General features: G+C 49.9%; 29 protein-coding genes. 9 read left to right on the top strand and 20 right to left on the bottom strand.

The genetic code is table 11. The features are described from left to right. Positions 1-26: 26 nt before the first annotated feature. Entirely contained in the window at positions 27-1,307 is a 1,281-nt protein-coding gene (gene waaA / locus Q0882_RS10570) for a lipid IV(A) 3-deoxy-D-manno-octulosonic acid transferase (protein ID WP_299181250.1), read from the top strand. Here waaA and Q0882_RS10565 read toward each other — a convergent pair. Together Q0882_RS10565 and cyaY are read right to left on the bottom strand one after the other, a co-directional pair. Beyond that, complete coding sequence (locus Q0882_RS10565; protein WP_299181247.1) at positions 1,304-1,870, bottom strand: SIS domain-containing protein; 567 nt, start codon at positions 1,868-1,870, stop codon at positions 1,304-1,306. The genes waaA and Q0882_RS10565 overlap by 4 nt on opposite strands. A gap of 4 nt (positions 1,871-1,874) precedes the next feature. Then, a complete protein-coding gene (gene cyaY, locus Q0882_RS10560; RefSeq protein WP_299181244.1) occupies positions 1,875-2,207 on the bottom strand; it encodes an iron donor protein CyaY in 333 nt (110 codons plus the stop codon). 243 nt (positions 2,208-2,450) lie between these two features. Between cyaY and Q0882_RS10555 the strand changes: the two genes are divergently transcribed. From Q0882_RS10555 to Q0882_RS10530, 6 genes are read left to right on the top strand one after another with little or no spacing between them, the layout of a single operon-like run. After that, a complete protein-coding gene (locus Q0882_RS10555) occupies positions 2,451-2,546 on the top strand; it encodes a lipoprotein (RefSeq protein ID WP_299181536.1) in 96 nt (31 codons plus the stop codon). A gap of 19 nt (positions 2,547-2,565) precedes the next feature. Further along, positions 2,566-3,822, top strand: a complete 1,257-nt coding sequence (gene lysA / locus Q0882_RS10550) for a diaminopimelate decarboxylase (RefSeq protein ID WP_299181241.1) — start codon at positions 2,566-2,568, stop codon at positions 3,820-3,822. Between the two features lie 10 nt (positions 3,823-3,832). Then, complete coding sequence (gene dapF / locus Q0882_RS10545) at positions 3,833-4,675, top strand: diaminopimelate epimerase (protein ID WP_299181238.1); 843 nt, start codon at positions 3,833-3,835, stop codon at positions 4,673-4,675. Continuing rightward, on the top strand, positions 4,672-5,358 hold the full coding sequence (locus tag Q0882_RS10540; RefSeq protein ID WP_299181235.1) for a DUF484 family protein: 687 nt from the start codon (positions 4,672-4,674) through the stop codon (positions 5,356-5,358). The genes dapF and Q0882_RS10540 overlap by 4 nt, the downstream gene beginning before the upstream one ends. A 27-nt stretch (positions 5,359-5,385) precedes the next feature. After that, positions 5,386-6,285 (top strand): tyrosine recombinase XerC, encoded by a 900-nt coding sequence (gene xerC, locus Q0882_RS10535; protein WP_299181232.1) that lies wholly within the window; start codon positions 5,386-5,388, stop codon positions 6,283-6,285. Next, entirely contained in the window at positions 6,282-7,001 is a 720-nt protein-coding gene (locus tag Q0882_RS10530; protein ID WP_299181229.1) for an HAD family hydrolase, read from the top strand. The genes xerC and Q0882_RS10530 overlap by 4 nt, the downstream gene beginning before the upstream one ends. Positions 7,002-7,018: 17 nt before the next feature. Here the strand turns inward: Q0882_RS10530 and hemW are convergent, their stop codons facing one another. The 9 genes from hemW to Q0882_RS10485 all read right to left on the bottom strand — a co-directional run bounded on the left by hemW (position 7,019) and on the right by Q0882_RS10485 (position 13,703). Next, positions 7,019-8,161: a radical SAM family heme chaperone HemW gene (gene hemW / locus Q0882_RS10525; RefSeq protein WP_299181226.1), complete on the bottom strand. Its 1,143-nt coding sequence runs from the start codon at positions 8,159-8,161 to the stop codon at positions 7,019-7,021. Positions 8,162-8,167: 6 nt separating this feature from the next. After that, positions 8,168-8,770 carry an XTP/dITP diphosphatase gene (locus Q0882_RS10520; protein WP_299181224.1) on the bottom strand — a complete coding sequence of 201 codons (603 nt, stop codon included), beginning with the start codon at positions 8,768-8,770 and terminating at the stop codon, positions 8,168-8,170. 75 nt (positions 8,771-8,845) lie between these two features. After that, entirely contained in the window at positions 8,846-9,295 is a 450-nt protein-coding gene (locus Q0882_RS10515; RefSeq protein ID WP_299181221.1) for a DUF4426 domain-containing protein, read from the bottom strand. Between the two features lie 13 nt (positions 9,296-9,308). Continuing rightward, positions 9,309-9,899, bottom strand: a complete 591-nt coding sequence (gene metW / locus Q0882_RS10510; protein WP_299181218.1) for a methionine biosynthesis protein MetW — start codon at positions 9,897-9,899, stop codon at positions 9,309-9,311. After that, the gene (locus tag Q0882_RS10505; RefSeq protein WP_299181215.1) at positions 9,899-11,068 is read right to left on the bottom strand and encodes a homoserine O-acetyltransferase; all 1,170 of its coding nucleotides are present in this window, start codon (positions 11,066-11,068) and stop codon (positions 9,899-9,901) included. The genes metW and Q0882_RS10505 overlap by 1 nt, the downstream gene beginning before the upstream one ends. Before the next feature lie 129 nt (positions 11,069-11,197). After that, positions 11,198-11,488 (bottom strand): DUF167 domain-containing protein, encoded by a 291-nt coding sequence (locus Q0882_RS10500; RefSeq protein WP_299181212.1) that lies wholly within the window; start codon positions 11,486-11,488, stop codon positions 11,198-11,200. After that, positions 11,489-12,034, bottom strand: coding sequence for a YggT family protein (locus tag Q0882_RS10495; protein WP_299181210.1), 546 nt, complete (start codon positions 12,032-12,034; stop codon positions 11,489-11,491). It abuts the gene before it with no gap. 108 nt (positions 12,035-12,142) lie between these two features. Further along, complete coding sequence (gene proC, locus Q0882_RS10490) at positions 12,143-12,970, bottom strand: pyrroline-5-carboxylate reductase (protein WP_299181207.1); 828 nt, start codon at positions 12,968-12,970, stop codon at positions 12,143-12,145. Between the two features lie 34 nt (positions 12,971-13,004). Further along, positions 13,005-13,703 (bottom strand): YggS family pyridoxal phosphate-dependent enzyme, encoded by a 699-nt coding sequence (locus Q0882_RS10485; protein WP_299181204.1) that lies wholly within the window; start codon positions 13,701-13,703, stop codon positions 13,005-13,007. Positions 13,704-13,792: 89 nt separating this feature from the next. Here Q0882_RS10485 and Q0882_RS10480 point away from each other — a divergent pair, with 89 nt between their 5' ends. Together Q0882_RS10480 and Q0882_RS10475 are read left to right on the top strand one after the other, a co-directional pair. Further along, complete coding sequence (locus tag Q0882_RS10480; RefSeq protein WP_299181201.1) at positions 13,793-14,827, top strand: type IV pilus twitching motility protein PilT; 1,035 nt, start codon at positions 13,793-13,795, stop codon at positions 14,825-14,827. A gap of 22 nt (positions 14,828-14,849) precedes the next feature. Continuing rightward, positions 14,850-16,013, top strand: coding sequence for a PilT/PilU family type 4a pilus ATPase (locus Q0882_RS10475; RefSeq protein WP_299181198.1), 1,164 nt, complete (start codon positions 14,850-14,852; stop codon positions 16,011-16,013). A 64-nt stretch (positions 16,014-16,077) separates the two neighbouring features. Here the strand turns inward: Q0882_RS10475 and Q0882_RS10470 are convergent, their stop codons facing one another. From Q0882_RS10470 to metK, 9 genes are all read right to left on the bottom strand, one after another. Beyond that, positions 16,078-17,352, bottom strand: coding sequence for a dihydroorotase (locus Q0882_RS10470; RefSeq protein ID WP_299181195.1), 1,275 nt, complete (start codon positions 17,350-17,352; stop codon positions 16,078-16,080). A 5-nt stretch (positions 17,353-17,357) separates the two neighbouring features. Next, positions 17,358-18,362, bottom strand: a complete 1,005-nt coding sequence (locus Q0882_RS10465) for an aspartate carbamoyltransferase catalytic subunit (RefSeq protein WP_299181192.1) — start codon at positions 18,360-18,362, stop codon at positions 17,358-17,360. A gap of 9 nt (positions 18,363-18,371) precedes the next feature. Then, positions 18,372-18,887, bottom strand: a complete 516-nt coding sequence (gene pyrR, locus Q0882_RS10460) for a bifunctional pyr operon transcriptional regulator/uracil phosphoribosyltransferase PyrR (RefSeq protein ID WP_299181189.1) — start codon at positions 18,885-18,887, stop codon at positions 18,372-18,374. Beyond that, entirely contained in the window at positions 18,868-19,344 is a 477-nt protein-coding gene (gene ruvX, locus Q0882_RS10455) for a Holliday junction resolvase RuvX (protein WP_299181187.1), read from the bottom strand. The genes pyrR and ruvX overlap by 20 nt, the downstream gene beginning before the upstream one ends. A 46-nt stretch (positions 19,345-19,390) precedes the next feature. Continuing rightward, positions 19,391-19,963 (bottom strand): YqgE/AlgH family protein, encoded by a 573-nt coding sequence (locus Q0882_RS10450; protein WP_299181185.1) that lies wholly within the window; start codon positions 19,961-19,963, stop codon positions 19,391-19,393. 36 nt (positions 19,964-19,999) lie between these two features. Next, the gene (locus Q0882_RS10445; RefSeq protein ID WP_299181182.1) at positions 20,000-20,947 is read right to left on the bottom strand and encodes an energy transducer TonB; all 948 of its coding nucleotides are present in this window, start codon (positions 20,945-20,947) and stop codon (positions 20,000-20,002) included. A gap of 26 nt (positions 20,948-20,973) precedes the next feature. Further along, positions 20,974-21,927: a glutathione synthase gene (gene gshB, locus Q0882_RS10440; RefSeq protein WP_299181179.1), complete on the bottom strand. Its 954-nt coding sequence runs from the start codon at positions 21,925-21,927 to the stop codon at positions 20,974-20,976. 63 nt (positions 21,928-21,990) lie between these two features. Continuing rightward, the gene (locus Q0882_RS10435) at positions 21,991-22,719 is read right to left on the bottom strand and encodes a 16S rRNA (uracil(1498)-N(3))-methyltransferase (protein WP_299181177.1); all 729 of its coding nucleotides are present in this window, start codon (positions 22,717-22,719) and stop codon (positions 21,991-21,993) included. A 169-nt stretch (positions 22,720-22,888) separates the two neighbouring features. Then, entirely contained in the window at positions 22,889-24,079 is a 1,191-nt protein-coding gene (gene metK, locus Q0882_RS10430) for a methionine adenosyltransferase (protein ID WP_299181174.1), read from the bottom strand. Positions 24,080-24,252 lie beyond the last annotated feature (173 nt).

Here is a 24,252-nt window from a genome sequence, read left to right as displayed (position 1 = left end):
CACTGATTGAGAGTATCTGAACTGGCATGAACCGAACACTCTATACTTTTCTGTTCTATCTGGCCCTGCCTGTCATTCTTATGCTTCTTTGGTGGCGGGGGATTAAGGCCCCTGCATATCGTAAGCGCTGGCGTGAGCGGCTGGGGTTCTTTACTCCACGTCATTCCGAAACAGAGCAGCCGTTATGGATCCATGCCGTGTCAGTCGGCGAAACGCTGGCGATTGTACCTTTAGTGAAGCTAATACAAGCACGCCATCCAGATCTGCCGATAGTGATGACTACGATGACACCGACGGGGGCTGAGCGGGTTCAGGCAAATTTTGGTGAGAGCGTTACTCACTATTACTGCCCCTACGACGTTCCCTGTGCATTAGGGCGTTTTCTTAAAAAGGTCAATCCGCGTGCTGCCATTATTGTTGAGACAGAGTTATGGCCAAACTTAGTTGCTGCCTGTGCCAAGAGGGATCTACCCATTTTGGTTGCAAATGCCAGGCTTTCAGCGCGTTCAGCCAAGGGCTATGCCCGGTTCGGTAAAATGGCGGCTGAGATGCTGGAGCAGATCGACCTTATCGCGGTACAGAACAGCACCGATGGTCAGCGTTTTCTTGATCTGGGACTGCCCCAGTCGGCTATGAATGTCACCGGTTCGATTAAATTTGATGTGAAAGCGCCTGAGGGGAGTGAGCGTCTGGCGCTTGCACTTCGTGATATGTGGGGGAAGGAACGACCTGTTCTGGTCGGCGCCAGTACCCATGAAGGTGAGGAACAGGTACTACTTACACTATACAAAGCGTTGCTGGATGATTATCCCGGTCTGCTTTTGATACTGGTTCCTCGGCATCCTGAGCGATTTGATTCGGTAGCGCAACTGATCAAAAGCGAGGGGCTGAAAATTGCACGTCGTAGTCACGGTCAGCAGCCGTCATCCCAGACGCAGGTTTATCTGGGGGATACGATGGGGGAACTCATGAAACTGCTTGCTGCAGCGGATATTGCGTTTGTCGGTGGTAGCCTGGTCGAACGTGGCGGCCATAATCCACTGGAGCCTGCTGTTCTAAAAAAACCGGTGTTGATGGGACCCTATTTTTTCAATTTCCAGTTGATATGTGATGCCTTGCAGGAGGCTGGAGGGCTTTGGGTGGTAGATGATCAGACGATGCTCATAGAGCAGACAAAGCAGTTGCTTGAGGAACCCTCTTTGCAGCAGAGCGTCGGTGAAAAAGGGTATGCCTTTGTAAAACAAAATCAGGGTGCACTGGAACGATTGTACACCCTGACTGTTAAGGTCTGCCGGTTGCCGGATTAAGCTGTTGCAGTGAGACGGCGATCCATCTCTTCACATAGCCAGTGACCGACAAAAATATGTGCTTCCTGAATACGTGCGGTTTCATCTGACGGCACCCGGATCAGGTGATCGGCAATATTCAGTAGTTTGCCGCCGTGTGATCCAGTCCAGGCCCAGGTTGTAGAGCCGATTTTTTTTGCGGCTTCGATCGCATCAATAACATTGGCGCTGTTGCCTGATGTTGAGATGCCGATGATGAGATCTTCCGGTTTGGCTAATGCCTGAACCTGGCGAGTAAAAACAGAATCGTAACTGTAGTCATTACTGTGAGCGGTCAGTATGGAAGTGTCCACCGTCAAAGCAATGGCGGCTAAGGGACTGCGTTCTGCCTTGTAGCGCACCACAAACTCAGCGGCCAGATGCTGGCTGTCAGCTGCACTGCCTCCGTTACCCATAAAAATGAGCTTCCCACCCTGTTGAAAACATTGATCGATCTGATCGGCTAACAGGCGGCTTTCCGTTTCCAGCTGGCCGAGTTGGTTGAAGGTATCAAAGTGTCGCTGTAGTGCATCAGAAAATGACATCTGTTTAGGCTCCTGTCAGGTCGAAGGGTAGGGTTTCACCGGCCTGGTCTGCAAAAGCCTGAGAAAAGAAAGTGTCGAGCCTGCTACCATCGCTGTCGCGAACCCAACTTTCTTGGTCTGCATCGTAATCAAAATGGAATCCACCGCTTTTGGTGGCGAGCCAAAGCTGTTTGACCGGGGCCTGACGAGTAAATATCAACTGAGTGCGGTTTTCACAGATAATAGTCAGGATACCTCCACCTAGTTGTACATCGATATCGGTTTCTGCATCATCCAGAACCTCTTCAATCTGTTCCAGTGTGGCATCAACCCGATCGTTAAATTCACTCTCAGTCATGTAGGTCTCCGGCCTTTAAGCCAATAAACAAAATTCAGAGCGCCAGTATATCAAGCAAATGCCGAAAGCCGAAGAATGGTTATCATTAACTTTGGCTTTGGTATTGCCGTTATTTGTGACTTTTTAGAGGTGATTTCAAAAACGCTTTTATGAAATAAGCAGGATCTGGGTATAATCGGACAATTAGACCGTTTAAAGGGGATTCCCTCTGTGAAAACACAGACAAAACGTATTGGATTAATCATGTTGTTCAGCTTGGTATTGCTGGGTGGCTGTGGCCAGAAAGGCCCTTTGTATCTGCCTGATAGTGAAGATCAGAAAAAGACGCAGCAGAAGTAAGCAGGTTTAAGAGAATCTAATGGATACATTTGAGTATAGAAATGGGCAGCTGTGCTGCGAAGAAGTAGCGCTAACAAAAATTGCCGAAGAGTTCGGAACGCCTGCATATGTTTACTCGCGCGATGCAATTGAACGTGCCTACTTGGCTTATGCTGAAGCGTTAGAAGGTCATCGGGCGCTGGTTTGTTATGCAGTTAAGGCAAATTCAAATCTGGCTGTATTAAATGTGCTGGCACGACTGGGTGCGGGTTTCGATATTGTGTCAGCCGGTGAACTGGAACGAGTACTGAGAGCCGGAGGCGATGCCGCCAAAGTGGTTTTTTCTGGCGTTGGCAAACAGCCTTACGAGATCAAGCAGGCGCTGGATGCTGGGATTCGCTGTTTTAATATTGAATCCGAATCTGAATTGGAGCGGGTGAATGAGGTCGCAGCAACTGAAGGTAAAGTTGCTGCGATATCTTTCCGAGTGAATCCGGATGTCGATGCGGGCACACATCCCTATATATCTACAGGCCTTAAAGAGAATAAGTTTGGTATCGACATCGATGATGCGGTACGTATCTATACGCGTGCCTCCGAGATGTCGAACGTTGATGTGGTCGGGATGGATTGCCATATCGGCAGTCAACTGACAGAGGTCGCGCCGTTCCTGGATGCGTTGGATCGCGTGTTGGTGCTGGTGGATAAACTGGCAGAGCAAAGTATAACCATTAAACATCTTGATCTGGGTGGTGGCCTGGGTGTTTGTTATACCGATGAAACACCTCCAACGCCTCAGGAGTATATTTCTGAAGTCCTGAAAAAAGTTGAGGGTCGGGATCTTGAACTGATCTTCGAACCAGGGCGTTCTATTGCTGCGAATGCCGGTGTCATGCTGACTCGGGTCGAGTTCCTAAAATGCACGGGCGATAAAAACTTCGCGATTATTGATGGCGCGATGAATGATCTGATCCGTCCCTCACTGTATAGCGCATATCAGGAGATTATTCCGCTGACGCTACGTGAAACCGGTGAAGCTAAAAGCTGGGATCTGGTAGGACCTGTGTGTGAAACAGGCGACTTTTTGGGTAAAGATCGTGAGCTGAACCTTGAGCCGGGAGACCTGTTGGCTGTTTGTTCTGCGGGCGCTTATGGTTTCGTGATGGCCTCGAACTATAACAGCCGCGGCCGTCCTGCCGAGATTATGGTGGATGATAATCAGCACTATCTGATTCGTAAGCGTGAAACTCTGGCTGATCTGGTAAGAGGTGAACAGCTTCTGCCTAAAGATCGTTAAGGGTAATCTGATGTTAGTTCGTTTTACTAAAATGCATGGTTTGGGTAATGATTTTATGGTGCTGGATCTGGTGACTCAGCGCGTAAAAGTCACTCCCAAATTGGTCAAAAAGTTGGGTGACCGTAACTTTGGCGTTGGTTTCGATCAGCTGCTGATTGTGGAACCGCCGACCGAGCCAGACGTGGATTTCTCCTACCGGATCTTCAACCAGGATGGCTCAGAGGTTGAAAACTGCGGTAACGGAGCGCGCTGTTTTGCCAAGTTTGTACGCGACAAACGTTTGACCGGTAGTTCTGAGGTTGTGGTTCAGACTGCTAATGGCAGAATGGCATTGAAAATTCATCCGGACAAACGGGTGGAGGTCAATATGGGGGAGCCGGTTCTTGAGCCCTCTGAAGTACCGTTTGAGGCTGCCGATTGTGCTGATACCTATGAGGTCAATGTAGATCTGGACGGTGAGCAGCAAACGGTTGTTCTCAGTGCGGTATCAATGGGGAATCCTCATGGTGTTCTATTAGTTGAGAGTACAGAGCAGGCCCCCATCGAGACACTCGGTCCGGCTTTAGAGGCCCATCCCCGTTTTCCCGCTAAGGCTAATATTGGTTTTATGCAGGTGCTTTCACGCAATGAAGTTAATCTGCGGGTTTACGAGCGGGGTGTGGGGGAAACCAGCGCTTGTGGTACCGGTGCTTGTGCTGCAGTGGTCGCAGGGAAACTCCGTGGGCAGTTGGATATGCCGGTAACCGTTCATCTTCCGGGAGGCGATCTGGAAATTGAGTGGCAAGGGGCAGGTCACCCTGTCATTATGACCGGGCCAGCAACGACAGTATATGAAGGGCAGATATTTGTATGAGTGATCTACTTCAGGAATCGATCTCAGAAGCGCAAGTTGCAGAGTTTCTATTGCAACACCCTGACTTTTTCTCGCGAAATGCAAAACTGCTTGAAAAGTTGCATGTGCCGCATGAGACGGGTCGTGCAGTCTCTCTGGTTGAACGCCAGACCAGTGTCCTGAGAGAGAAAAATCAGAACCTTACCGCTCACCTCTCTGACCTGATCGACATTGCGCGCCATAATGATCTTCAGTTTGAAAAAACTAAACGGATGGTTCTTGCGTTACTGGATGCTGAAACGCTTGATGATATTGCGATCGCTATTGATGAGAGCCTCTGTCAGGACTTTGCCAGTGATGCCACCGCATTGATCCTGTTTACTAACAAACAGCTTGATACTAATAATTTGCGATTGATGTTGCGTGAGGATGCAGAGGCTGTAGGGCAACTGATAGGGACCAATCTGCCAAGCTGCGGACGTCTGAGTGAAGCGGAGAACCGCTTTATCTTTGCTGAGGATGCGGTCAAGGTCCAATCTGCTGCTGTGGTACCTCTGGTGAAGGGAGAAACGCTGGGCTTGCTGGCAGTGGGTAGCTATGATCCGAACTATTTCACCAGCAGTCAGGGAACGGTGTTGCTGAGCTACGTGGGTGAAGTGTTAAGTCGGGTTGCCTATCGGATATTGCGTCAGCAGTCCCTCTGATCAATTTACATCAGGCGGAATGGTCTATTGAACGAGCCGTTGCTGGAACAGTTCCTTTATTACCTGGCAACGGAGCGTCAGCTCTCCGCTAATACGTTGGATAACTACAGCCGGGACCTGGTTCGATTGCTGACCTTTGTGGAACGGCAACAGTTAGGTGAATGGAGCTCTCTGACCCCGAAGCATATTCGCCAGTTTGTCGCACAGCTCCATCGTCAGGGATTGGCCGGGAGCAGTATTCAGCGATCGCTCTCCTCAATTCGCAGCTTTTACCGCTATCTCTCTCGAGAGCAGTTGGTTACTCAGAACCCTGCGGATGCGGTGCAAGCTCCTAAATCCCCTCGAAAATTACCCCATACACTCGACGCTGATCAGATAAGTCACCTGCTGGACCTGCCCGTAACTGACGCGGTTTCAGCGCGTGATGTTGCTATGATGGAGCTGATCTACTCTTCTGGATTGCGTATATCGGAATTAGTGGGCCTGGATCTGCACAGTTTGGATCTGGCAGACCGTAGTCTCCGGGTGGAGGGCAAAGGCAGGAAGGAGAGGGATCTGCCTATAGGGGGTAAAGCGTTGCAGGCTATTGATCGCTGGTTGGATTTCCGTCATGAACTTGCGGGCTATGATGAAAATGCCCTGTTTGTCAGTATGCGGGGGAGTCGGATTACGGTGCGTGCCGTACAGCAGAGGATGGATCATTGGGGGAAACGTCTGGATATACAAGGCAAAGTACACCCTCATCGACTTCGGCACAGCTTCGCCAGCCATATGCTTGAGTCCAGTGGCGATTTAAGGGCGGTTCAGGAGCTGCTTGGTCATGAGGATATATCCACAACACAGATCTATACACATCTGGATTTCCAGCACTTGATGCAGGTCTACGAAGGGGCTCACCCTCGAGCGCATAAAAAGGATAAGAAATGATCCGTTGTATAACCTTTGATCTTGATGACACCTTGTGGGCAGTTGATCCAGTGATCAGGCAGGCCAATCAGACGATGTTTGAGTGGCTGGATGAGCATGCTCCTGAGTTCACCCGTTGTTACCAGTTGCATGATTTAGTCACGCTACGCAAAGCGGTACTGGCTGAAATGCCTGAGATTTCTCACAGTGTTACATTGATTCGTCAGGCACAGCTTTCTTATGGTCTGCGCAAGGCGGGTTATTCAGCCGAAGATACTGAAAGCTTGATGGCGAAGGCTTTCGAGGTGTTTATACAGGCTCGCCAACAGGTGATTTTCTTTGAGCATGCGCGTGAAATGCTGGCTGAGCTTAAAGCGCGGGGCTATCAGCTAGGTGCTTTAAGTAACGGCAATGCAGATATCCACAAGGTGGGATTAGGTGATCTGATCGATTTCCAGTTTAAGGCGGATGAGGTTGGCAAGATGAAACCTCATCCGTTGATGTTTCAGCAGATGCTGGCCTATACCGGGCTGCGGCCTGAGCAGGTTATTCATGTTGGGGATAATCCTGAGCATGATGTGGCAGGTGCCGCCCCGTTAGGTATCTGGACCGTCTGGGTTAATCTAAACGGCAGTAAGACGGTGCAACCTGCAACGGCAGAGATTAGCAGTTTGGCAGAGCTTCCCTCAGCGGTGGAAGATATTCAGGCACAGGCCAAAAAACGGGTCAAGCTCTGATCTGGGTGAAACCTGCTTCAGTCGATAAACAGTTCAAGCAGGTCGTTGAGGAATAGGCGGCCTTTTTCACTTGGGCGCAACCATGAAGCGTCCACCTCCATCAGCCCTTTCTGGCGAGCCAGTGAGAGCGGTGCTGAAAGCTGATCTGAAGTGAGTCCGGTTCTCGCCGTTAAAAGATCTACACTGACCCCTTCATGTAGCCTCAGAACATTCAGCATAAACTCGAAAGGAAGCTCCTTTTGAGAGATCGGGGAATGGCCACCCAGACGGGTGATCGCCTGCATATAAGCTTTCGGTTGCTTCTGCTTCCATCTGCGGATGATCTGCTGCTCATGCAGCAGTGTCAGCTTGCCATGGGCTCCTGCGCCAATACCGATATAATCGCCGAACTGCCAATAGTTCAGGTTATGCTGGGCACGGCTGCTTTCCCGCAGGGCGTAGGCTGAGATCTCATACTGTGTATACCCAGCCTGTTTCAGTCTTTCCTGTCCTTGCTCCTGAATAGTCCATAGCACTTCATCAACCGGCAGCACAGGGGGGTGAACATTAAACTCAGTGTTAGGTTCGATCGTGAGTTGGTACCAGGAGAGGTGATCAGGTTGTAACGCTATTGCCCGGTTCAGGTCCTGCAACGCACCCGCTTCGGTTTGGCCGGGGAGTCCGTGCATCAGATCGAGATTGAGCTTAGGGAAGAGTTCACGTGCTAATGTTGCGGCTTCGATCGCTTCATCAGGGGAGTGTATCCTCCCGAGGGCTTTAAGCTGATGCGCGTCAAAACTCTGGATGCCGATCGATAAACGATTGATGCCGGCTGATCGGTAACCGCGAAATTTATCCTGTTCGAAAGTGCCAGGGTTTGCTTCCAGCGTGATCTCCGCCTCTGGCTGAATAGGAATGACCTTGTCGATCTCAGTCAGCAACCGTCTGAAACTGTCAGCACTGAAGAGGCTTGGGGTGCCGCCACCGATAAAAATGCTCTGGATCTCTCGCCCCTGCGCTAGTCTGCTCTCCTCTTTCAGGTCTGCAATCAGGCATTGAATATACGCCTTTTCAGGAAGATCCCCCTTCTGTGCATGGGAGTTAAAATCACAGTAGGGACACTTTCGGACACACCAGGGGATATGTACGTATAGGGAGAGAGGGGGGAGTTGTAGGCTCATGGCGACTTATTTCAGATAGGGTGTAATCGACTGCTTTAATAAAGTGACTGCCTGTCCTCGATGGCTTAAGAGGTTTTTCTGCTCTGCAGGCAGTTGAGCCGAGCTCTTTTGCAGTTCAGGTATCCAGAATAGAGGGTCATAGCCAAATCCATTTTCACCCTGAGCGGAGGTCAGTATCTCTCCCTCCCATGTGCCCTGACAGATCAGAGGTGTTGGGTCTTGAGCATGACGCATAAAGACCAGGACGCAGCGAAATCGTGCTGAACGCTGTTCAGGCGGGAGACCATGCAGTTTTTCCAGTAACAGTGCGTTGTTCTTTTCGTCGGTAGCCTCACTGCCTGAAAAACGTGCGGAGTAGATTCCGGGTGCACCTTGGAGGGCATCGACTTCAAGGCCGGAGTCATCTGCGAGTGCTGGTAAGCCAGTGATCTCTGCTGCATGCCGGGCTTTCAGAATGGCATTCTCAACGAAACTGAGTCCGGTTTCGTCAGCATCAGAAACGTTAAAATCCGATTGAGGGAGGACCTCAACCTGAAGAGCCTTAAGGATCTGGTTGAACTCCTTGAGTTTGCCTTTATTTCCACTGGCCAGGACAATTTGATTGATCACAATAGTATCGCTATGTTGCATTAACAGAATAAAAAAAGGCGCGCATGCAAGCGCGCCTTCTGGAATTAAAGAGCATCACTCTTCATAAAAACGTTGTTCAAATTCCACTTGGAAGGCCGGTTGGTTCGGATCCGGCTGGACGTCCAAAGCGAGACGTATGACCTGATCATCAGTGAAACCGAACTGCCCAAGGTAGTAGATGGCATCGCCCTCATCGATCTTTGAAAAGCCGATCTCCTGAGTTTGCTGGATCAGATTGGTCGCTTTGCCGCTGACCACAGCGGTGACCGCTGTTTTCTTGTCACCCTCTATCTTCAGAACTGAAACATTCACTAAAGCTTTACGCTTACTACGCTGTATACCTATATTTTTTGCAACATCGGGCTGGATAAATGTGCTGTTAAAGGCGTTGTAATGCACCTCATAATCGCCGTGCGCTACAAATTGTTCGGCAAATAACGGCTGGCTAACCAAGGCTATCGCTGCTAACAGCGTAGCTGATGTCCATTTCGCGAGTCGATTCATGATCTGCCCCATTTTATTTAGTAATCCGGTAGATGGCGATCTCACCCAGCATATTAGGCCAGAGATGAATCCACCACCGGTGTTGGTGTTCATTATCCACAACTGTACGTTCCATTATGTAGATATTGCGCTCAACGCAGAGCCGTTCAAAATCCTTAAACGTACAGAAATGAGTATTAGGTGTGTTATACCAAGTATAGGGCAGGAACTTGGAAACCGGCATTTTCCCACGGAAGGCCAGATAACCTCGAGCTCGCCAGTGACCAAAATTCGGGAAGGTTACAATGCACTCTTTGCCGATGCGCAACATCTCATCGACGATCTCATCAGGGCGCATCATAATCTGGATCGCTTGTGTCATGATAACCGTATCGAAGGTGTTATCCTTGATTGAAGCGAGTCCCTCTTCGATATCTTTTTCAATGACGTTGACCCCTTTGCGAACACAGGCTGTGATATTGTCAGGGCCTATCTCAAGACCGTATCCAGATGCTTGTTTTTCATTCTGGAGGTAGTTGAGCAACTCGCCATCGCCACAGCAGAGATCCAGTACGCGTTTGCCGGGCTCTACCCAGTCTTTGATCAGTTCTAAATCAGCACGCATCAGATGGACTCCTTATTCTGCAGCTCTGGTGTATCTGCTTCAACCCGCTGCATATATGCGGAAAAGAGATCCAGATAGCGTGGGATAGGGATCAAAAAGGCATCATGCCCTTGAGCCGCTTCAATTTCGGCATAACTCACCTGTTTATCCGCTTCAACCAGGGCGTCAACGATCTCTCTTGAACGCTCCGGAGAAAAACGCCAGTCGGTCGTGAAAGAGATGACCATGAATTTCGCTTTCGCTTGTTTCAGGACACTAGGCAACTCAGTACCTGATTCAGATGCCGGATCAAAATAATCCAGAGCCTTCGTCATCAAAAGATAGGTGTTGGCATCAAAAGCAGTCGAAAAGCGCTCACCTTGATAGCGTAGATATGATTCCACTTCAAACTGGGGGGTGAAGTCATAGCTGATCTGCCCGGAGCGGAGCTCTCTGCCAAATTTGCTGCGCATGCCATCATCTGACAGGTAGGTGATATGACCCAGCATGCGCGCAAGCATCAAACCGACACGAGGGACCTCATCCTCCTCATAGTAGTGACCATGATGAAACTGTGGATCCTGGCTGATCGCCTGCCGGGCCACCTCGTTGAATGCGATATTTTGCGCAGATAGTTTCGGTGCAGCCGCAATAACCATGCAGTGACGCAGGCGGTCGGGATAATTGATAGACCACTGCAGAGCCTGCATCCCTCCTAAGCTGCCTCCAACGACAGCTGCGAATTGAGAAATTCCGAAATAGTCGGCTAGTCGGGCCTGGCTTTCTACCCAGTCATTGACAGTAACGATGGGGAAATCCGGGCCGTAAGGTTTTTCGGTTTCGGGGTTGATCTGGTTTGGACCACTGGAGCCGTGGCAGCCCCCTAAATTATTTAACCCGATAACAAAGAATTTATTGGTATCGATCGCTTTGCCGGGGCCGATAGCGGAATCCCACCACCCTGGTTTTTTGTCATCCATACTGTGGTAACCGGCGACATGATGATTACCAGAGAGGGCATGGCAGATCAGTATGGCATTAGAGCGGGCTTCATTTAGCTCGCCATAGGTTTCTACCATTAGATGGTATCTTTGCAAAACGCGTCCACACTGCAGCTGTAATGGCTCAGTGAATTCTATCTTTTGCGGTTCAACAATTCCTACGGAATCTTCTGGAATAACAGCAGGCATCACTATTCGACTCTACTCAGTAACTTCAACAGGGAACATAGATAAGGGTGCGGCGCACCGGGCGTCGAGCTTCACATCTCGTAGAAGATGAGTACGCGACCTAGAGATAGATGATGTTGTGCTGTCACGTTAGGGAGTCTCAATATTTAATGATTCAGGAATCGTTTCTGGTTGTTCTATTTTAACGCGTTTTTTTCGGGCAAGCTCGCCCTTGACGATGGTTATTGCATTTTTAGCCACGCCAAACTGTTTGGCAAGAAATTTAATCAGGTGGCTATTGGCTTTACCGTCAACCGGTGGAGCCGAAATTCTGATTTTTAAACTGTCACCATGTAAACCTGCAAATTCATCTTTACTGGCTTTCGGTTGAAGATGGCAGTGCAGAATTAGATCTTCCGCCTGCCACTCATACCAAGCCATTTAGAACAGCAATCTGCTTAATTGCGACTGGATCAGCTGTATCACGATAAAGATCAGAATGGGTGAAAGGTCTAGTCCACCAATGGGGGGAATCACTTTTCGGGCGAGATTGAAAAGAGGTTCAGTGATCTGCTGAATCAGTTGAGGCCCCGGGTGATAACTGCCGGGAGCCACCCAGCTGATAATGACTGAGCCCAGTACGGCCCAGAAATAGATGGTTAAGATCGCATCAATCACACCGACAATAGCGAGCATGGCGAGCTGCAACAGGTTGGGCATTGCTATCTCGGAAAACAGAACGATCAAACAGAGAACAGCGACTTTAATGGCGATGGCATAAAGCAATGCGGAAAAATCGATCCTTCCGATACGTGGGACGACGCGACTGAGTGCCAGAACTGGCACGTTAGTCAGGCGGGCAATCGCCTGAGAAATCGGATTGTAGTAGTCGGCATGTGATATCTGCAAAAGGAAGCGGATAATCACGATGAATGCGTACATCTCCCCCAGTGTGCGGATAATCAGAATGATTGGATCCTGTGCCATAATTCAGCCTATGTGATTGATAAAATAGAGAAACAGGGAATAAAGGTTCAACAATAGGAAGTATAGAGCTAAGTTGGGTTTTGTTGAACCTTTGATCGTAGCCTGTTATCAGGCCTTGCCTAACTCTTCTGCCAGTTCTACTGAACGGTCGTTGCACGCCTGCAATGCGTCATCAAATAGTTCAGGTAACCCCCCATCAATAAAGCGTTTGATCGCCTGTTCTGTTGTACCGTTCGGCGAGGTCACGCGGCGGCGAAGTTCAGCCGGATCGACATCACTGCTCTGGGCCATTTTCGCTGCCCCTAATGCGGTTTGTAGTGTTAGTTGCGTGGCAATATCCTTAGAGAGGCCGAGCTTTTCACCCGCGGCAATCATCGACTCCATTACCAGAAAATAATATGCAGGCCCGGAACCGGATACTGCGGTCACTGCATCGAGTTGCGACTCTGTATCTACCCATAGAGTGATCCCCGTAGCTTGTAGCACGGTTTCCGCCTGATTACGTTGTTCAGTAGAGACCTGCTGATTAGCATATAAACCGCTGGCGCCGGTCTGAACCAGAGCAGGGGTGTTCGGCATGCAGCGGACAATGGCGGTTTGGCCACCTAACCATTGATCCAGACTGGTAGTCATGATCCCTGCCGCTACTGATACAATGAGAGGTCTCGACGTCTGGACGGCTGACACCATCGCTTCGCTAACCTGTTTAAGAACCTGTGGTTTGACCGCCAGAATAACAACATCTGCAGCCTGAACTGCCGTGTTATTGTCGCTGGTAATTTGTAGCCCCTGGGATTTTAAGTCATCTAAACGCGTGGCATCAGGCTCACTCGCCCAGATTTTTTCAGCCGGATAGCCATTACTGATAAGACCACCAATGACTGCGCGTGCCATGTTGCCTGCGCCGATAAATGCCAGAACGGGTTGAGTACTCACAAATGGATTCCTTCTTATTCAATCTGATAGGGACTTACTGAGCAGTTTTAGGTGCTCGGGGGCCAAAAATAGCTGTGCCGATGCGCACCATTGTCGAGCCTTCCGCCACTGCCGCTGCCATGTCGCCAGACATGCCCATGGATAATGTATCTAAGTGAGGGTGGTTTTGCTGCAATTCAAGTAGCAGCTGTTTCATTTGGGCGAAGGTTTTACGTTGCAGCTCGGTATTATCCGTTGCTGTGGGGATCGCCATCAGACCTCGGACTATAATGTTGGGCAGTTGACTGAGTTGTTCGATTAGCTTGGGCAACTCAGCTACTGAACATCCAGATTTGCTCTCCTCTTCGCTAATATTAACCTGTACGCAGATATTCAGGGGAGGCATCTCAGGAGGACGTTGGTCTGACAAGCGCTGGCCTATCTTGAATCGTGCAACGGTGTGTAGCCAGTGGAAGTTTTCAGCAACTGCCCGTGTTTTGTTGGACTGTAAGGGTCCGATAAAATGCCAGCAGATATCCAGAGACTTGAGCGTATCGATCTTTTCCAGACTTTCCTGAAGATAGTTTTCGCCAAAATGGCGAAGCCCGGCCAGATAGGCATCCTTAATATCATCAACAGGACGGGTTTTTGAAACGGCGAGCAGTGTTATCTCCTCGGAGTTCCGATGGTACTTTTTAGCAGTCTCAGAGAGGTGCTGCTGAACCATATGAATATTATTTGCTATGCTAGACATATATTTGTGACCTTAGCAATTGGATTGCGCCGGGTATTCTGCTAGAACTATCCTTAAATACATTAGCAGTGCCGGGTGGCAGGAACACTATGGATATTACTGAACTTCTATCATTCACCGTACAACAAGGCGCCTCCGACTTACATATCTCTGCGGGGATGCCGCCTGTTATTCGTGTTGACGGTGATGTGCGCCGTATCAAGCTCCCCCCTTTGGATCATAAAGCCGTACACACGCTTATCTACGACATTATGAATGATAAGCAGCGTAAAGAGTATGAGGAAGTACTCGAAACAGACTTCTCCTTCGAAGTACCCGGTTTAGCCCGATTCCGTGTTAACGCTTTCAACCAGAATCGTGGTGCGGGTGCCGTATTCCGTACGATTCCGAGTAAAGTGCTAACTCTGGAAGATCTGGATATGGGGAAAGTGTTCAGGGATCTGTCGGATAAACCGCGTGGATTAGTACTGGTAACCGGGCCTACAGGTTCCGGTAAGAGTACAACCCTGGCGGCGATGGTTGATTATGTCAATGAGACCCGTGCCGATCATATACTGACCATCGAAGACCCGATTGAGTTTGTGCATGAGAGTAAAAAGTGTCTGGTAAACCAGCGAGAAGTGCATCGTGATACTCACAGCTTTGCCCATGCCCTGCGCTCTGCGTTGCGTGAAGACCCGGATATTATTCTTGTGGGCGAGATGCGTGACCTTGAAACTATTCGTTTGGCGTTGACCGCAGCAGAAACCGGGCATCTGGTATTCGGAACGCTGCATACAACCTCAGCGGCTAAGACCATCGACCGTGTGATCGATGTGTTCCCTGCTGCCGAGAAAGACATGGTTCGTTCGATGCTGTCAGAGTCCCTTATGGGGGTTATCTCTCAGACGCTATTGAAAAAGCCAACCGGTGGCCGTGTCGCGGCACATGAGATTATGATAGGTACGCCGGCGATTCGTAACCTTATTCGAGAAGACAAAGTGGCGCAGATGTACTCTGCTATTCAGACGGGCGCGTCTTTTGGTATGAAAACCCTCGATCAGTCGCTGCAAGAGCTGGTTCAGAAGGGTATGATCTCTCGGGAGACTGCAAGAGACAGGGCAGCTAATCCTCAGCAGTTCTAAACCGGGAAGTTAGGAGAAAAGCGTGGATTTTACGCAATTACTGAAAGTCATGGTTGAGCGGGATGCTTCCGACCTGTTTGTAACAGCGGGAGCCAGACCGACAATCAAAGTGGATGGTACTTTGAAACCTCTCACCAAGGACACGCTTAAGCCCTCACAGGCGCGTGCGTTGGTATACAGTACCATGAATGATAAACAGCTGGCTGAATTTGAAGGCACGCATGAGTGTAACTTCGCGATCAGTGCTCCTGGTTTAGGCCGATTCCGTGTGTCTGCATTCTTTCAGCGCAATTCGGCGGGTATGGTACTGAGGAAGATCAGTGATTACATACCCAGCCTGGAAGAGTTGAACCTGCCTCCAATCTTGCGTGATCTGTCCATGACGAAGCGTGGACTTATTCTGTTTGTGGGCGGAACATCGACCGGTAAATCAACCTCTCTGGCCTCGATGATCGATTATCGAAATACTAATCATCGTGGGCATATCATTACAATTGAGGATCCGATCGAGTATGTGCATGACCATAAGCAGAGCATTATTACTCAGCGAGAGGTCGGCATCGATACTGATTCTTTCGATGTGGCGTTGAAGAACACATTGCGTCAGGCACCGGATGTGATTTTGATGGGTGAGATTCGTACTCGCGAGACGATGCAGCATGGTCTGGTCTTTGCGGAAACAGGTCACCTTACTCTGGCAACTCTTCACGCCAATAACGCCAACCAGGCGCTGGACCGTATTATCAGTTTCTTCCCGCCTGAACATCATGATCAGTTATGGATGGATCTGTCCCTGAACCTCAAAGCGATCATCGCCCAGCAGCTACTGCCAACCAAAGATGGTAAAGGCCGTCGTGCTGCGATTGAGGTGTTGATTAATACGCCTTTGATACAGGATCTTATTCGTAAGGGAGATGTGCATGAGATTAAGGATGTGGTTAAAAAATCCACTAACCTTGGCATGCAGACCTTCGATCAGGCGTTGTTCACGCTCTATAAAGATGGCGCGATTACCTATGATGTAGCCTTGGCTCATGCGGACTCAGCAAACGACCTGCGTTTGATGATTAAACTGAGTGCGGATACCAATCCGGAACTGGCGGGTGATGACGGGCAGTCATTTGACCTGCAGGATGAGGATGATTATATGCATATGAAAGGTGATGCGGGTGTGAAGAGTATGTAACCCGCTCGATGCGCAAAAAAAAGCCGTGGCTCAAAGAGTCACGGCTTTTTTTATATCTGGGAATTCAGAGTTGAAATACAGCTTTCCCCTCAAATAGGGTACAGGTGACCCTACCTTTCAGTGGATAGTTCATAAAAGGGGTGTTCTTGCCGCGAGAGTGACAGTTCTCAGGCGTGAGTTGCCACTCAATGTTTGGATCAAAAATACAGATGTTAGCTGGGCTGCCTACGGCTAATGATCCGGATTCAAGGCCGAGAATAGACGCAGGTGCAGTAGTCAGCTTCTCAATCAGTTGCGGTAGATCCAACATCTTCTGCTCGACCAGTAGCAAAGAGAGCGGCAGAAGGGTTTCTAATCCGATCATACCCGGCTCTGTATCTGCAAAGGGGGCTTCTTTGGCGGCTCTTTCATGAGGCTGGTGATCAGAACAGATCGCCTGAATGCTTCCCCCGAGTAAACCCTGTATCAGCCCTGCACGGTCAAGTTGACTACGTAGTGGCGGGATCAGATGGAAATCATTACTGAAACCATTCACGTTTTCATCTGTTAAAAGCAGATTCTGGATCGATACATCGGCGGTCACCGGTAAACCACGCTCTCTGGCTTCCGTGATCATACGGACTGAGCGTTCACAGGATAGCTGCCCGAAGTGGGCGCGTACGCCCGTTTGTTCGGCCAGAAGCAGGCAGCGTGCGACCTCAATAGTTTCAGCCGACTCAGGGATGCCGTTAAGGCCAAGGCGAGTACAGGTGCTGTCGTCATGCATACAGCCTCCTTTGGCCAGCGCAGCATCCTGAGGCTGGAAGATCACCAGCAGATCGTGCGTAGCGGCGTACTCCAGGCTGCGCATCATGATCAATGAGTTAGCGATCGGCATCCGGACGTTACTGAATGCGATACAACCTGACGCTGCGAGGGCGGCCATGGGAGCCAGCTGTTCGCCTTCCAGTCCTTTGGTAAGGGCGCCCATAGGCAGGATCTGCATCTTACCCGCCTCTGCACATCGATCTTTGATTAGCTCAGCAACGGCTGAGGTATCGACAATCGGTGTAGTGGTGGGTGGGGTAACCATCGTAGTAATACCACCCGCAACTGCAGCCGCGGATTCGGTTTTGATAGACCCTTTTTGCGATGGTCCGGGCTCACGAGCGTGCGCGCACAGGTCGATAAAGCCCGGTGAGACGACCTGATGTTTGGCATCAATTGTCTGTTCAGGCTCAAAACCTTCCGGGGCGGCATCTAGCGCTGCAATTTTTCCATCTGAGATATAAAGATCTGTGATCTGATCGATCTGATTGGCCGGATCGATGACGCGACCACCTTGAATAAGAATGTTCATCGTGACTACTCTCCAACCCCGGTCAAGTTAGGACGGTTTTTTGCTTGTCCACTCATCGCCATTGACATGACAGCCATACGTACTGCGATGCCATTGGTTACCTGATCGAGGATCAGGGAGCGTTCACCATCAGCGACAGAAGAAGCGATCTCCACTCCGCGGTTGATTGGTCCAGGGTGCATCACAATGGCATCCGGTTTAGCCAGGGCGAGTTTGTCCATTGTCAGCCCATATAACTTATAGAACTCACTTTCACTTGGCAGGAGCGCAGTATTCATTCGTTCCTTCTGTAGACGGAGCATCATGACGACATCCACATCCTTGATCCCCTGCTGCATATTGGTGAATACCTTTACGCCCAGGCTTTCTATATGACGGGGTAGCAGTGTATTAGGCGCAATTACGCGAATATCACTGACACCAAGCGTTCTCAAGGCGTGGATCTGCGAGCGGGCAACCCGTGAGTGCAGAATGTCGCCGACGATAGCCACGCTCAGAGGGGTAAAGTCCCCTTTGGCCTGACGAATTGTGAGCATATCCAGCATCGCTTGGGTCGGATGTGCATGGCGGCCGTCACCGGCATTAATGACGGCAACATCCGGGGTGACGTGCTCTGCAATAAAATGAGCGGCACCACTACTGGAGTGGCGGACCACGAACATATCTGAATGCATTGCACGAAGTGTCATCAATGTATCTTTGAGTGTCTCCCCTTTGGATGTTGAGGAGGTACTGATATTCAGATTGAGTACATCGGCTGAGAGACGTTTAGCTGCCAGCTCAAAGGTGGATAGTGTACGGGTGCTCGCTTCAAAAAAGAGGTTAACAACGGTTTTACCTCTGAGCAGCGGTACTTTTTTGACCTGCTTGACGCTCATATCCACAAAGGAGTCTGCGGTATCCAGAATCTCTGTCAGCAGCTCACGAGACAGGCCTTCTGTCGTGATAAAGTGCTTCAGTTCACCTTCATCGGTAAGCTGAATCTGATTCGGATCTGTTTGTTCAAACATGATGTTAACTCAGTCTTCAGAACGGTTACGAATCTCCAGAGCCAGTGGCTCTGGACCGGTAAGTTTTACAGCCTGGTCGGCGCTGATCGCTAAAGTGCCACCAATAATATCGGCTTGAATGGGCAGTTCGCGTTGTTGTAGGTCAAGCAAGGTGACCAGCGTGACAGAAGCAGGGCGGCCAAAATCAAACAGCTCATTCATGGCGGCGCGGATAGTGCGACCACTCATGATGACATCATCGACCAAAATAATATGGCGTCCCTCAGTTGGGCAGGGGAGCTTTGATGGCTGCACTTTAGGGTTGAGCCCACTTTGGTCAAAATCATCCCGATGGAACGAAATGTCTAGGACCCCAAGAGGGCTGGATAGCCCTAGAGATCGATGTAACCGTTCTGCGAGCCAGACCCCGCCAGTGTGGATGCCGATCATCAACGGGTCAGGCCGTTTGCCCTGAGATAGTAAAGCGCTGAGTTCCTGCTGCATTTTTTCCAGTAGTGCATCAGCATTAAGAGCGTTGGCTGTCATAGGCCTCCTCCAGTCGGGTGTGGCTTGGAATTCGGATGTCGCAGTTAAACCAGCTTTCCAGAATCAGTTGTGCCGCAATACCATCGACCGATTCCTCTTTGAAGTTATCACTGCCACCGGCTGCGAAGTGGATCTCTTTTGCTTCTGCAGTTGAGAGACGTTCATCCATTAAATAGCAGGGCGTTTTATACCGTTCATGCAAGCGGTTGGCAAACTTCCTGGCGCGATATGCCATATCACTGATTGAGCCGTCATAGTTTAGCGGAATGCCGACAACCAGAGCCTCCGGCTGCCACTCATCTATCAGGGCTGTGAGTTTATTCCAATCAGGAATGCCATCACGTGCAGTGATGGGGGAGAGGGGAGTAGCGGTGCCCGTGATCGATTGTCCTGTTGCGACGCCGATTCGTGATGTACCAAAATCAAAAGCCAGCGCTTGATTGATCACATTGCTCATTGATTGCTTTAACCTTCAGGGTTGCCAGAACCTTATTTATGTAGGCTCAGGCGTGTCCAGTATGAGCGGTCAGCAGATCAAGGTTGACGCCCAGAATTGATGCGGCTGCCTGCAAACGATCGCCAGCCGGAATGGTGAAGAGTATATCTGAATTTGCCTGACAGCTTAACCAGACATTATTGCTAAGCTCCTGTTCCAGCTGCCCCGGTCCCCAGCCAGCACAACCCAATGCAATCAGATAGTTGTGGTTAAATTGGCCCGCTGCGGCCGCTTCTATGGCATCGAGTGAGGTCGAGAGTAGGATGTTATCCGTTACGCAGTGGCTGCTACTCCAGTCCATCGGGTCATCGGCCTTATGTAAAACGTAGCCGCGATCGCTCCGAACGGGTCCTCCGCTGAAAATCTCCCTCTGTTGGTTAGCAACTGAGAGGCAGGGTATGCTCAGATGATCACATAGCTCAGCCAGAGTGATGCCAATCGGACGATTGATGACCAGACCCATCGCCCCATACTCACTATGATCACAGATATAGGTAACAGTGTGTGAAAAGTGCGGGTCCTGTAAGTGGGGCATTGAGATGAGTAGGTGGTTTCTCAGAGAATGACAGGGTGTTGTCATATTGGTGGGCCCATATTACGTATGCTGTATTAAGGCTTAGTATACCGATGCTTTTTTCTCAAATTTCCAGGTACGAATTATCTCCAGAATATCCGTGTTCTTGCGGATCTCTACGGGGAACGGCTGGAATGGTGCAGCCAGACGGACAATTCGGATCGCTGCATCATCCAGGACTGTCTGGCCGGATGACTCAAGGACCTCAATAGAGTGAACAGCACCGTCTGGTTTAATGGCTACCAGAAGGCGTAAACGCCCATAAAGCTTGTTTCTGCGAGCCTCTTCTGGATAGTTCAGGTTACCGACGTTCTCAATTTTCTTACGCCAGTTTTCCAGGTAGAGCGCATCTTCACGTTTTTGGGTCGAGGCTGAAGTAAGTCGTTTGACGCGTGGCTTCTTCGCCATCATCTCGCGATGAGAGTCCAGTTCTGCCTGAAGGCTCGCAATCTCCAAACTGCGGCTGAGCAGAGAGCTGGTATTACCGGTTTTACTGCTGGTGGCTGTTTTTTCTCTCTTTTTTTGAATCTTATCAGGGGCCTTTTGTTGCGCCACTTTCTGTGTTGTAACGACCTGGCGTTTGGCAGTCTTGGCTTTAGCTTCAGGGGCAGGTTTGTTGTTAGGTTTGGCTTCAGCAGAGGTTAAAGGTGTAGGTTGCTGGCTATTGGTGATCGCTCTGGTTTGCGAGGGCGCCAGACGTTTGCGTTTTTCATCATGGAAATTGGCTCGTTGCGGAGTGGAAGGCAGCTTTTTCTCTTCGCTGCTACCGCTACCCTCCTGATTGGCCTGCGCGATAAAGTCAGCCTCTTTAGGTTTCTTCTCCTGCTGGAACTGAGCCAGAGTAACCTCGATGGTTTGTTGCGGTGGCTTGGTAGTTTCGGCCGTAAAGGAGATACCGATAATAGCCACCGCATGCAGAGCTGTAGCAAAAAACAGAGTAAAACCGAAACGCTCTATAGCAGAAACCGCTTGTGTCGTTACCGTAGTCACTCTGTTATTCCTGCTCCAGTAAAGTATTACTGATTGGCCAGCTTGGCTTCAATCACATCCATGAGTTGCATTCCTATATCTAGACCAAATTGATTATCCAGTTCACGAATGCAGGTTGGACTGGTGACATTAATTTCGGTCAGGTAATCGCCGATCACATCTAATCCAACAAATAATAACCCTTTTTCCTTCAGTGTTGGAGCGATCTGTTCGCAGATCCAGTACTCCCTTTCGGTAAGCTCGCGTCCCTCTCCACGTCCACCTGCTGCCAGATTGCCGCGGGTTTCGCCGTTGGTGGGTATGCGGGCCAGTCCGTAGGGAACCGGTTCGCCGTCGACCAGTAAGATCCGTTTATCTCCATCGACGATCTCGGGAATGAACTTCTGTGCCATTATGGTCTGCTGGCCATAATTTGTCAGTGTTTCGATGATGACACCGAGGTTCAGTCCATCCTCTTTGATACGGTATATCTGTGATCCACCCATACCATCCAGCGGTTTAAAAATGACGTCCCCATGCTCTTTATGGAACTCTCTGAGCATGGTTTCATGTCGGCTTACCAGCACCGGAGGGCAGCACTGCGGGAAGTGGGTGGCGAACAACTTCTCGTTATAGTCCCTTAAGCTTTGAGGCTTGTTGACGATCAGAGTGCCCTCTTTTTCCGCCTGTTCGAGCAGGTAAGTGGTATAGATGAATTCATTATCGAAAGGGGGATCCTTACGCATCAGAATGACATCCAGATCTGCCAGCTTTCGGGATTGATACTCTCCGCGCTCAAACCACTGATCTTCATCCATGGCGACCTGCAGTGGGGCCATATGTGCCTGAGCAATACCGTCCAGAGAGAAGAGATGATGCTGTTCCATATACCAGAGCTCCCAGCCTTTTTGCTGAGCCGCCCATAACATAGCCAGTGAACTGTCTTTTTTGAAAGTGATGTTATCAATAGGGTCCATCACAATGCCGATTTTGATCGCCATTCTATTATCCTGTTGTGTCAACGTGCTGTTATAAGCTAAGGGCGTTTTGCCTTAAAACTGTGATTATCCCAAATCGCCCCAAAGGTAATTTAACAGAGTCAGGGCCGCTATGGGTGCTGTTTCTGTCCGCATCACCCGGGGGCCGAGCGTTAATGGTTTGAACCCATGTTGAATCGCAAGTTCAACCTCATCCTCTGTTAATCCCCCCTCAGGGCCAATCAGAAGCGCGACGGAAGCGGGGCGCACCATCTCCTGCAGAGGTTGCTCGCTATGATGATGTAGCACCAGCTTCAACTCTGCATTTTGTGAGGCTATCCAGTTCTTCAGCGTATCCGGCGAGCTTATCTCCGGTGGTGTGACGCGTCCTGATTGTTCGCAGGCGCTAATCGCAATCTGTTGCCAGTGATGGATGCGCTTTTGCTGGCGCTCAGGCGGTAGCTTTACCTCACAGCGTTCAGAAAACAGTGGGGTTATATGGCTCACACCCATTTCGGTACTTTTCTGTACCGCAAAGTCCATTCGCTCACCGCGGGAGAGTGTTTGACCGATACTCACCTTCAGATCTGTTTCTGTGGAGGGGTGGTGCTCATCAGTTATATGGGCACGGGCGCTTCTCTTTTCAACGGCAGTGAGAGAGGCGGAATACTCTTTTCCGTCACCATTAAACAGTCTGAGTGTATCGCCAGGCCTCATGCGCAGTGAGCGGCTGACATGCTGAACTACGGTATCACTCAGCGTAATCTCTTCACCTGTTCTCATGGGTTGGGATTCATAAAAGCGGGGTATTCTCATCGTTGCGCTATCTGCCTTGCATCGTAAATGGGGTTGCCGTCTAGTCTGCCACAGATTTTGGATTGCTCAAGCTTCAGATCCATCAAGGTCATGGATCTGTGCTCGCTTTCTGCGGGAACAACGTATAAAAAAAGCACCCGGAGGTGCTTTTTTATTCGCAATTCGAGTGCTACAGAGCTGCGGCCTCTCGAAGGATATCGGCTTTATCAGTACGTTCCCAAGTGAAGGCGGTGAAGGTCTCACCGTTATATTCCATCTCAAATGGGTTGCGACCAAAGTGACCGTAGGCGGCTGTCGGCTGATACATTGGGTGAAGCAGGTCCAGCATCTTAGTGATCGCATATGGACGCAGATCAAAGTGCTCACGTACCAACTGGATAATCTTCTCGTCCGAGATCCGGCCTGTACCGAAAGTGTTGATCGATACAGAGGTCGGTTCTGCAACGCCGATTGCGTAGGAAACCTGAATCTCACAGCGGTCTGCAAGACCCGCCGCAACGATGTTTTTCGCTACATAACGACCTGCATAGGCCGCTGAACGGTCTACTTTGGAGGGGTCTTTACCGGAGAATGCTCCACCGCCATGGCGTGCCATACCACCGTAAGTATCAACAATGATTTTTCGGCCTGTCAGACCGCAATCCCCAACAGGGCCGCCAATCACAAAGTTACCGGTTGGATTGATGTGGAACTGCGTATCTTTAGTGATCCATTCGGCAGGAATAACATGTTTAACAATTAGCTCCATCACTGCTTCGCGCAGGTCAGCTTGTGAAACATCCGGGTTGTGCTGGGTAGAGAGAACCAGTGCGTCTACAGCAACCGGCTTGCCGTTTTCATAACGGAATGTCAGCTGAGATTTGGCATCCGGGCGCAGCCAGGGTAACAGGCCTGATTTGCGTGCTTCCGCCTGACGTTCAACCAGTCGATGGGCGTATGTGATCGGCGCAGGCATCAGAACATCGGTTTCGTTGGATGCATAACCGAACATAAGACCCTGATCTCCAGCGCCCTGATCTTCAGGCTTGGCGCGATCTACACCCTGGTTGATATCGGGAGACTGTTTACCAATGATGTTGATCACACCACAAGTATCACCGTCATAACCAACATCAGAAGAGGTGTAGCCGATATCACAGATCACTTTACGTACCAGATCTTCCAGATCTACCCATGCAGATGTAGTGATCTCACCTGATACAACCGCTACGCCTGTTTTTACCAGCGTTTCGCAGGCTACACGGGCGTGTTTGTCTTCTGAGATGATTGCATCCAGAACAGCGTCCGAGATCTGGTCAGCAATTTTATCTGGGTGGCCTTCAGATACGGATTCAGATGTAAATAAGCTGTATTCGCTCATCGTGATAATTACCTTTCAAAAGAGGATCAGGAGAGGCTTACTTCAGTGCTATAACAGCTGCGTAAAGCGTAGAAAGTTTAGCAGGCGGGAAGCCGTCCGGAAAAATTAAGGGCGTATTGTACTCGCGACTTTAGTTAAATGCATATTTTTACCCCCTTTGAAGATGAGAATTA

It is taken from the genome of uncultured Neptuniibacter sp., from assembly GCF_947498015.1.
Taxonomy (GTDB): Bacteria; Pseudomonadota; Gammaproteobacteria; order Pseudomonadales; family Balneatricaceae; genus Neptuniibacter.
This window is presented reverse-complemented; position numbering and strand designations above follow the sequence as displayed.